This is a genomic window from Aeromicrobium sp., assembly GCF_049586495.1.
In the GTDB taxonomy this organism is placed as follows: Bacteria; Actinomycetota; Actinomycetes; order Propionibacteriales; family Nocardioidaceae; genus Aeromicrobium.
The window spans coordinates 1-9,002 of record NZ_JBAVCB010000166.1 but is presented as its reverse complement, the minus strand read 5'-3'; the positions used below and the strand labels follow the sequence as shown (position 1 = coordinate 9,002).

Genomic DNA, 9,002 nt, shown 5'->3' with positions numbered 1-9,002 from the left:
TGCCGACGAGCTACTTGCGCTGGCGGTTGGCAGCCACGCGGGTGAGGACTTTCATGTGGCTGGGGTTCGCGCGATCCTCGCTCAGGCAGGCCTGGACGAAGCCGCGCTGCAGACCCCTGCGGCGTATCCCATCGATCCGCACGAGCACGCCGATCTGCTGAGGGCCGGGGGCACGCGTGCGCCGATCTTGATGGACTGCTCGGGAAAGCACGCCGCCATGCTGCTCACGTGCGCTGTCAACGGCTGGCCCGTGGACACCTACCTGCGCGCTGACCACCCTCTGCAGATCTTGATCACCGAAACCTTCACCGAGCTGACAGGATCCTCGCCCGCCGCCGTGGGTACTGATGGATGCGGTGCGCCGTTGCTGGGGTGCAGCCTGGCGAGCTTGGCCGGTGCGATCGGCGCGATGCGGCGCGGTGAGGCGGGAGCAGAAGGAGACCGACTCATCGACGCGTGGCTTGCGCACCCCGAGTACGTGAGCGGAACGCGTCGACCCGAGCGCGCGTTGATGGGGGCAGTCCCCGGGCTGGTCGCCAAGTGGGGGGCCGAGAGCGTCTATGTCGTGGGTCTGCCGGACGGGACGGCGATCACGGTGAAGATCGAGGACGGTGCGGAGCGGCCGGTCTACGCAGTGATGAATCGGATCGTCGAGCTGGCTGGCGTCCAGTCGGACTTTCTCGCGGAGCGCCCGGTCGTGTTGGGTGGCGGGCTGCCGATCGGTGAGATTCGCACGGCGTTCTGAGCGCTTGACAGCGCGACGCATCTCCGGCTGTGACGCACGTCGCAAACAGTTCGGCTTGCATCTGCTAACTTTTGCAAGCACAATGAAGACATGGCCAAGTTGAGCATGCAGCGCACCGTCGAAGGACTCGGCGAGTACCTGCGTGAGCAGCGCGGCCAGGCCCAGATGTCCTTGCGACAATTGGCCGAGCTCACGGATGTTTCCAATCCGTATCTCAGCCAGATCGAGCGAGGGCTGCGCCGTCCATCGGCAGAGGTGCTGCAGCAGATTGCCAAGGCGCTGCGCATCTCAGCAGAATCGCTCTACGTCCGCGCCGGCATCCTCGATGCCGACGAGTCGGGAGCGCGGATGGTGGACGACGCGATCGCACTGGACCCGCGTCTGACCGAGCGACAGAAGACCGCTCTGCTTGACATCTACCGCTCGTTCGTCGGTTTCGACAACGCCTCCGACAGCGAGCTGGCCGCCACAGTCACCGAAGCCAACATCGCGCCACAGGGCGCGGACAACCAGGAGGATGCATGACCATCACCACCACGATCAACGCCCAGTTCAAGTCCATCGTCGAGGACGTCAAGGGCCTGCCCGAGACCTTCAAGAAGATCGATGTCGCCGATCTGCAGAAGCAGGCCGAGGGCCTCGTGCAGACCGCCGTCGGCACCGCCACCGCGACCTACACGGATCTGCAGAAGCAGGCCGAGGGCGTCTTCGCCAAGGCCAAGGGCCTCACGGTCGAGGACATCCGCAAGACGGTCGACAACAGCGTCGACGACGCGACCAAGACCGCCAAGAGCTTCGCCGATGACGCGCAGAAGCGCGCTGAGCAGCTCGTGACGGACGCCAAGAACCAGGTCACCAAGGTGACCTCGAAGGCGCCCACCACGGCCCGCAAGGCTGCCGAGAAGGTCGACACGACCGTCAAGAAGACGCCGGAGCCGGCCAAGAAGGCCCCGGCCGCCAAGAAGGCCCCGGCCAAGAAGGCCACCGCCACGAAGCCGGCCGCCAAGAAGGCTCCGGCCAAGAAGGCTCCGGCCAAGAAGGCTCCGGCCAAGAAGGCCTGATCTTCACCAGCACCATCACCAGAGGCGGGTCCCCCCGGGGGCCCGCCTCTGGTGCTGTCTGGCTCGCTAGGCTGAGCGAATGCTCGATTTCGCCGGTGTGCAAGGTGGCATCTCCCTCGTCCTGACCGTGGTGCTGCTGGTCGTCAAGGGGTTCGCGCTGGTCGACTGCCTGGGCCGTTCGCCGTCGTCCTTTTTGTCGCACGACACGCTGCCCAAGCGCAGCTGGACCATCATCTTGGTGTTGGCGCTCCTGGCGCACATCGTCTTTCCGGCACCGTTGGGCGTGTTCAACTTGATCGGTACCGTGGCCGCGCTGGTGTACTTGGCGCAGCTGCGCGGCTCGCAGACCTGAGGCTCAGGCGTCGCGACGGGCCGGGTGCAGCCAGCGAGTGATGAGCACCCGCATCAGGGCGATCTCCTCATCGCCGTCGACCTCGGGGTGACTCACGCGGACGGCGCGATGCCCGTGCACCAGGGCGACGAGCCATCGCACGACATCGCGCAGGTGCAGCTCGCGGTCGATGCTGTGATCGGCCAGCGCCTCGATGGTGATCTGCTCGAGCGTGCGCTCGGTGTCGGCGTTGATCGGTAGATCGGGGTCGGAGGCGAGCCGATCGACGAGGTCGAGGAGGCGTTCATAGGGCGACTCGGCGGGCGCGGGGGCGGACATGGCACCAGCCTATGGGGCAGGTGGCGGGTAGAACATGCGTTCGATTCGGCGTAGGGTGTCGCCGTGTACTTCCAGAGCTCGCTGCTCGACACCGCCGATACCGCCGCAGTGGCACCGTTGGACGGCTCGGTGCAACGACACGAGCTGGCGCACGGCGCTTGGGTCGACGTGCTGCCGGGGTGGATGAGCGGTGCCGATGCCCTGTTCGCCCGGCTGCAGACCGAGGTGGACTGGCGAGCCGAGCAGCGCCAAATGTATGACTCGGTGGTCGAGGTGCCGCGTCTGCTGCGGGCGTACGGCGTCGGGGACACGCTCCCCGACCCAGCGTTGCTGCAGGCTCGCGACGCGCTCAGTGCCTACTACGCCCCGGAGCTCGGAGAGCCGTTCGTCACCGCCGGATTGTGCTACTACCGCGACGGGCGCGACAGCGTGGCCTGGCACGGCGACCGCATCGGTCGCGGACGCAGCCACGACACCGTGGTCGCCATCCTCTCGCTCGGGGCACCGCGGCGGTTGTCGCTGCGGCCTCGGTCCGGCGGACCCTCCACCGGTTTCGCGGTGGGTCATGGCGACCTGCTGGTCATGGGCGGCTCCTGCCAGCGCACCTGGGATCACGCGGTGCTCAAGACCGCCCGACCCGTCGGCCCACGCATCAGCGTCCAGTTCCGCCCCGCGAACGTTCTCTGACCGCGCTCAGTCGGGGTCGGGGCGGCTGGACAGTCCGGCGGCTTCGGCGGCGCCGTCGGCCAGCGAGGTGCCAGCGCCGTCATAGAGCCCGAACACCGAGTGCGCGCGCTGGTGCATGTCGTCCACCTCGTGATCGCGCTGGGCCACAGCGGCGATTGTTCCGGAGAAGTCCTGCGCCTCCAGCAGCCGCATCGCGGCCACGTTGGCGCCATGGAACGGCATGGCGAGGATCGCGAGGTCGAGCTCGCCGGTGCGGGTCAGCTGGTGCCACAGGTCGGGGTCCAGGGCGTCGCCTTCGATCACCTCGAAACCATCGGTCTGCAGCTGGGCAGCGCGGTCCTCCCGGGCCTCGATCCCGATCACGTGCAGCCCGTACTCGGTCTCCAGCTGTCGGTAGGCCGCCTGGCCGATACGTCCCATGCCCAGCACGACCGCATCGGCGTGGGCAAGGTCGATCGTGCGTTCGCCCGGGTGCAGCTGTTCGGGACTTTGGCGGGGGAACCGTCGCTCGGCGGCCGCCACCAGTCGGTCCATCTGCCGATCGACCAGAGACGAAACCAAGAATCCAGCCGCGACGACCGTGGCCAGCACGATGAGCCAATCCTCGGACAGCAGCCCGGACTCCGCGCCGACCACGGCCACGATGAGTCCGAACTCGGAGTAGTTGCCCAGCACCGTGCCGGCCTGAACCGAGGTTCGGTGCCGCATGCCCTGCCACCACAGCAGAGCCACGAATCCGAGGGACTTGATCGGGATCACGAGCAGGAGCAGGGCAGCGATGACGAGGTCGTCTCCTGACGGGAGTCCGGTGAACCCGATGGACAGGAAGAAGCCCACCAAGAGCAGCTCCTTGACTGAGAACAGCCGTTTGGACAGCTCGGCCGAGCGCGGTGAGGACGCAATCAGCAGGCCGATCACCAGGGCGCCGAGATCGCCCTTGAGTCCGACATTCTCGAACAGGGCGTACCCGGGGCCGAGGGCCAGCGCGACGCCGAACAGAGGCACCAGCTCGTCGTGCCGAAGCCGGCGCAAGATCTGACGGGCCACCCAGGCCGCCGGCAGCAGCAGCACCAGCAGGGCAGCCCACGGCGAAGGAGCCTCACCCCGGGCGGCGGTGAGGAAGGCTACTGCGACAAGATCTTGGATGATCAGAATGCCGATCGCCGTGCGGCCGTAGCGGCTGCTGGCGGTGTTGCGGTCGTCGAGCACCTTGATGACCAGCACGGTGCTGGAGAACGACAGGGCGAATCCGACGACCAGCAGCGACTGCCAGTCGGTCTCGATCATGAGGCCGGCGGCCACGAGCGCGATCGCGCTCAGGTACGCCCAGCCGAGGGCCGACGTGACCCCGAGGTGGATCAGGCTGGTCGACCAGACCTCGCGCCGAGTGAGCACCCGGACGTCGAGCTTGAGCCCCACCCCGAACAACAGGAGGGCCACCCCCAGGTCGGCGGCCAGGTCGAGGCCGTCGAGCTCAGGGACTCCGGCGGCGTTCAGGGCGAACCCCGCCACCAGGAAGCCGACGAGCGGCGGCAGCCGCACCAGCGACGCCGCCAGCCCGGCCACGAGGGCCGTGAGCAGGACGACGGACAGATCAGTCATGCCTGCCATTGTCCGCCAGCCCCGGCTCGCCGGCTGCTACTTCTTGGAACGAGCCGCTCGGTTGCGTGCCGATGCGTCCAGAATCACCTTACGAATGCGGACGTGACCGGGCGTGACCTCGACGCACTCGTCCTCGCGGCAGAACTCCAGGCACTGCTCGAGCGAGAGCTTCTTCGGAGGGATGACCTTCTCGAAGTTGTCCGACGTCGCCGACCGGATGTTGGTCTGCTTCTTCTCCTTGGTGATGTTGACGTCCATGTCGTCATCGCGGGAGTTCTCGCCGATGATCATGCCCTCGTAGACCTCGGTGGCGGGATCGACGAACAGCACGCCGCGCTCCTGAAGGTTGGTCATCGCGAACGACGTGACGGCACCGGCACGGTCGGCCACCAGCGAACCGGACGGGCGCGTCGAGATCTCGCCGAACCAGGGCTCGTAGCCTTCGGAGATGTGGTGGGCGATGCCCGTGCCGCGGGTGTCGGTCAGGAACTCGGTGCGGAAGCCGATCAGGCCACGCGCGGGAACGAGGAACTCCATGCGGACCCAGCCGGTGCCGTGGTTGATCATCTGCTCCATGCGGCCCTTGCGGACGGCCAGCAGCTGCGTGATGGTGCCCAGGTACTCCTCGGGCGCGTCGATGGTGAGACGCTCGATCGGCTCGTGCAGCTTGCCATCGATGTGGCGGGTGACGACCTGCGGCTTGCCGACGGTCAGCTCAAAGCCTTCGCGGCGCATCTGCTCCACGAGGATGGCTAGCGCCAGCTCGCCGCGGCCCTGCACCTCCCACGCATCGGGACGGTCGGTGGGCAGGACCTTGATGGACACGTTGCCGATCAGCTCGGAATCGAGCCGATCCTTGACCAGGCGCGCCGTGACCTTGGTCTTCTTCTCGCGTCCGGCCAGCGGCGACGTGTTGGTGCCGATCGTCATGGAGATGGCTGGCTCGTCGACGTGGATCAGCGGCAGCGGGACCGGGTTGTCCGGATCGGCCAACGTCTCGCCGATGTTGATGGTGGAGAATCCTGCCACGGCCACGATGTCGCCGGGGCCGGCCTTCTCGCCGGGCTTGCGCTCCAGCTCCTCGGTGACCAGCAGCTCGGTGATCTTGACGCGTTCGATGGAGCCGTCGCGCTTGCACCACGCCACCTGCTGGCCCTTGCGCAGCTCGCCCTCCTTGACGCGCACCAGGGCCAGTCGGCCGAGGAACGGGGACGAGTCGAGGTTGGTGACGTGCGCCTGCAAGGGTGCACCCTCGGTGTACTCGGGCGCGGGGACCGAGTTCATGATCGTCTGGAAGAGCGGGATCAACGTCTCGCTGTCGGGCATACCGCCGTCGGCAGGCTGCTCGAGCGACGCACGACCAGCGCGGGCCGAGGCGTAGACCACCGGGAAGTCCAGGGCGTCGTCGCCGGCATCGTCAGGCAGCAGATCGAGGAAGAGCTCGTAGGTCTCGTCCACGACCTCGGAGATGCGGGAGTCGGGACGGTCGACCTTGTTGACGACCAGAATGACCGGCATCTTCGCGGCCAACGCCTTGCGCAGCACGAAGCGGGTCTGGGGCAACGGGCCCTCGGACGCGTCAACCAGCAGCACGACCGCGTCGACCATCGACAGTCCGCGCTCGACCTCACCACCGAAGTCGGCGTGGCCGGGGGTGTCGATGATGTTGATCGTGACGCCGCCCTCGGGCGAACCGGGTCCGTTGTACCGGACGGCCGTGTTCTTCGCGAGGATCGTGATGCCCTTCTCGCGCTCGAGGTCGCCAGAGTCCATCGCCCGTTCGGTCAGCTGGTGGTGTTCGTCGAAGTGTCCCTGCTGCTGCAGCATGGCGTCGACCAGAGTTGTCTTGCCGTGGTCGACGTGGGCGACGATGGCGACATTGCGCAGATCGGAGCGAATGGGCATGAGGGATGGGCCTACCAAAGGTGTCGGGGCGTGAAACGGCTCGCGAGTGCGAGGGCCTCAACGATTCTAGGGGTTGAGGCCCCAAACACCCGCATCGGTCGCCGCAGCCATCAGGCTGGCGGCGACTGCTCCTCGTTGTCCCGCAGCGCGGTCTCGATACGATCGTCGACCGGGTCGGCGAAGTGGTGGTCGAAGTTGTCGACCAGACCGTCCGTGATGTTCTCGGTCATCTCCTGCTCGAGCTCACGCATGCGGGCCCGGCGGGCGAGACGCGTGATCTCCAGATGCTCAGCCTTGAGCGCCTTGTAGGTGGCGAACGCCATGGCGATCATGACGACGCTGAAGGGTGCTGCGGTGAGGATCGCTCCGGTCTGCAGCGCCCCCAGGCCCCCGGCCAGCAGCAGGCTGATCGCAACTCCACCCTCGAGCACGGCCCACATCACGCGGCTCCAGACCGGCGGGTTCTGGTCGCCGCCAGAGGCCAGCATGTCGACCACCAGGGAGCCGGAGTCCGACGACGTGATGAAGAAGATCGTGACCAGCACGATCGCGATGCCGGACAGCAGCCCGGTGGCTGGCAGCGTCTCGAGCAGGTTGAACAGCACGCCCTCGCTGCTGGTGACGCCGTCCTCACCGACCAGGTCGCCGTCGGTGATCTGGCGCATGATTGCGGTGCCGCCGAGGGCGGTGAACCACAGGGCCGACACCAGGGTCGGCACGAGCAGGACACCGGCCACGAACTCACGGATGGTGCGGCCGCGGGAGATGCGGGCGATGAACACACCGACGAACGGTGCCCAGCTCATCCACCAACCCCAGTAGAACGTGGTCCACGCGCCCTGCCAGGCGAGGCCCTCCTCGCCGGTCAGCGCGCTCGTGTTGAAGCTCATCGGCACGATGCCGGCCAGGTAGTTGCCCAGGTTCTGCACCGTGTCGCGGAAGATGAACAGCGTCGGGCCCAAGATGATGATGAGGACGAGGAAGACGCCGGCCAGCACCAGGTTGGCATTGGACAGCCACTTGATTCCCCGGCCGACGCCACTGACCACCGAGACGATGGCCACGGCTGTGATGGCCACGATCACGATGACGCGAATGGTGTCGGTCGGTTCGTCGATGATGCCCAGGCTGGCGATGCCGGCGGTGATCTGCTGGACACCGAGGCCCAGCGAGGTGGCGACGCCGGCCACGGTGCCCACGACGGCGATGACGTCGACGACGTCGCCGAGACGGCCCTTGACCCGGTCGCCGAAGATCGGCTCGAGGGTCCAGCGCAGCGAGACCGAGCGGCCCTTGCGGTGGATCGCGTAGGCCATGGCGAGGCCGACGACCACGTAGATCGCCCAGGCGTGGAATCCCCAGTGCAGGAAGACCTGCGACATGGCGGCGTTGGCCAGATCGGCTTGATCGCCCTCGGTCCCGGGCTTGGGACTGGTGAAGAACGTCAGTGGCTCCGCAGCGCCCCAGAAGACCAGGCCGATGCCCATGCCCGCGGCAAACAGCATGGCGAACCAGGCTTTCAGGCTGAACTCAGGCTCGTCGTCATCCTGACCGAGCGTGATGTCGCCGAAGCGGCTCACGCCCATCAACACAGCGAAGATGACGAATCCGCTCACGACCAGTGTGTAGTACCAGCCGATGCCGCTGATGACATTGGTCTGCAACGAGCCGAGCGCGTCACCGGTCCGGGTGGGGAAGATGATGGCGAGCAGCACGACCGTCGTGAGGATCGCGACGGACGGGTAGAAGACGCCGGGGTGGACCGACGAGAGGAACGACAGCCGGCGACGACCTGATGGGGCGGGCGGCTTGACCTCGGTGGTGGCCATGGGGGTCCCTTCCGATGAATGGGGGGCGGAACTTTTCGACCATTCCAGTCGGCGCAGAATCCGTCAACTCGTGCGATCGACCTTGTGCTGGGCGGCCTGCGCGATCGGCTTGACCACCATCAGGTCCACGTTCACGTGCTGCGGTCGGGAGACCACCCAGGCGACCGTGTCGGCGATGTCCTCGGCGGTCAGCGGCTCACGCACCCCCGCGTAGACCGCATCGGCCTTGGCCTGGTCGCCGTCGAACCGGTTGAGCGCGAACTCGTCGGTGCGCACCATGCCGGGAGCGATCTCGGTCACCCGCACCGGCTGACCCACGAGCTCAAGCCGCAGCGTCTCAGTCATGACGGCCACGCCGTGCTTGGCGGCGGTGTACCCGCCGCCACCCTCATAGGCGATCCGCCCCGCGGTGGAGCCGAGGTTGATCAAGGTCCCAGCGCCGCTGGCCACCAGGGCGGGGAGCAGCGCCCGAGTGACGTTGAGCGTGCCGATGACATTGACCT

Annotated in this window: 10 protein-coding genes; 5 read left to right on the top strand and 5 right to left on the bottom strand. The window is 67.1% G+C overall.

Features of this window, described 5'->3' with window-relative positions:
* The 4 genes from WB508_RS08875 to WB508_RS08860 form a co-directional block, all read left to right on the top strand.
* A partial coding sequence (locus WB508_RS08875) for an asparaginase (protein ID WP_423844524.1) occupies nucleotides 1-745 on the top strand: 745 nt, incomplete at its 5' end.
* A gap of 90 nt (nucleotides 746-835) precedes the next feature.
* On the top strand, nucleotides 836-1,270 hold the full coding sequence (locus WB508_RS08870; RefSeq protein ID WP_423844523.1) for a helix-turn-helix domain-containing protein: 435 nt from the start codon (nucleotides 836-838) through the stop codon (nucleotides 1,268-1,270).
* On the top strand, nucleotides 1,267-1,806 hold the full coding sequence (locus WB508_RS08865; protein ID WP_423844522.1) for a hypothetical protein: 540 nt from the start codon (nucleotides 1,267-1,269) through the stop codon (nucleotides 1,804-1,806). Before WB508_RS08870 ends, WB508_RS08865 begins: the two co-directional genes overlap by 4 nt.
* A 79-nt stretch (nucleotides 1,807-1,885) precedes the next feature.
* On the top strand, nucleotides 1,886-2,158 hold the full coding sequence (locus tag WB508_RS08860; protein ID WP_423844521.1) for a DUF2516 family protein: 273 nt from the start codon (nucleotides 1,886-1,888) through the stop codon (nucleotides 2,156-2,158).
* Nucleotides 2,159-2,161: 3 nt separating this feature from the next.
* Here the strand turns inward: WB508_RS08860 and WB508_RS08855 are convergent, their stop codons facing one another.
* Nucleotides 2,162-2,476 carry a hypothetical protein gene (locus WB508_RS08855; protein WP_423844520.1) on the bottom strand — a complete coding sequence of 105 codons (315 nt, stop codon included), beginning with the start codon at nucleotides 2,474-2,476 and terminating at the stop codon, nucleotides 2,162-2,164.
* A gap of 63 nt (nucleotides 2,477-2,539) precedes the next feature.
* Here WB508_RS08855 and WB508_RS08850 point away from each other — a divergent pair, with 63 nt between their 5' ends.
* Complete coding sequence (locus WB508_RS08850) at nucleotides 2,540-3,163, top strand: alpha-ketoglutarate-dependent dioxygenase AlkB (RefSeq protein WP_423844519.1); 624 nt, start codon at nucleotides 2,540-2,542, stop codon at nucleotides 3,161-3,163.
* Between the two features lie 6 nt (nucleotides 3,164-3,169).
* Here WB508_RS08850 and WB508_RS08845 read toward each other — a convergent pair whose 3' ends face one another.
* The 4 genes from WB508_RS08845 to WB508_RS08830 form a co-directional block, all read right to left on the bottom strand.
* The gene (locus WB508_RS08845) at nucleotides 3,170-4,765 is read right to left on the bottom strand and encodes a cation:proton antiporter (RefSeq protein ID WP_423844518.1); all 1,596 of its coding nucleotides are present in this window, start codon (nucleotides 4,763-4,765) and stop codon (nucleotides 3,170-3,172) included.
* Between the two features lie 36 nt (nucleotides 4,766-4,801).
* Complete coding sequence (gene typA / locus WB508_RS08840) at nucleotides 4,802-6,670, bottom strand: translational GTPase TypA (protein ID WP_423844517.1); 1,869 nt, start codon at nucleotides 6,668-6,670, stop codon at nucleotides 4,802-4,804.
* A gap of 110 nt (nucleotides 6,671-6,780) precedes the next feature.
* Entirely contained in the window at nucleotides 6,781-8,499 is a 1,719-nt protein-coding gene (locus WB508_RS08835; RefSeq protein WP_423844516.1) for a BCCT family transporter, read from the bottom strand.
* Nucleotides 8,500-8,562: 63 nt separating this feature from the next.
* On the bottom strand, nucleotides 8,563-9,002 hold a 440-nt coding region (locus WB508_RS08830; RefSeq protein WP_423844515.1), incomplete at its 5' end, for an SDR family NAD(P)-dependent oxidoreductase.